Below are 441 nucleotides of genomic sequence, written 5' to 3'. Positions count from 1 at the left end.
GATGAACACCGTGCTGTCGTACATCGAATCCGGCCATAGCGATGGCGCCAAACTGGTCGCCGGCGGCAAGCGCATCCTCCAGGAGACCGGCGGCACTTACGTTGAGCCGACCATTTTCGATGATGTGAGCAACGCGATGAAGATTGCCCAGGAAGAGATTTTCGGCCCGGTGTTGTCGGTGATCGCTTTCGACAGCGCCGAAGAAGCCATCCAGATTGCCAACGACACGCCATACGGTCTGGCCGCAGCGGTGTGGACCCAGGACATCTCCAAGGCGCACCTGACCGCCAAGGCCTTGCGCGCCGGTAGCGTGTGGGTCAACCAGTACGATGGCGGCGACATGACCGCGCCGTTCGGTGGCTTCAAACAGTCGGGCAACGGTCGCGACAAATCGCTGCATGCCTTCGACAAGTACACCGAGTTGAAGGCGACGTGGATCAA

Annotated in this window: 1 protein-coding gene; it reads left to right on the top strand. The window is 60.3% G+C overall.

Translation table 11 applies throughout. The features are described from left to right. Positions 1-441 (top strand): aldehyde dehydrogenase family protein (locus J5M71_RS28600; RefSeq protein ID WP_207839042.1); only part of this gene is annotated, 441 nt, incomplete at both ends.

The sequence above is a fragment of the Pseudomonas sp. 43(2021) genome (assembly GCF_017490805.1).
In the GTDB taxonomy this organism is placed as follows: domain Bacteria; phylum Pseudomonadota; class Gammaproteobacteria; order Pseudomonadales; family Pseudomonadaceae; genus Aquipseudomonas.
This window is presented reverse-complemented; position numbering and strand designations above follow the sequence as displayed.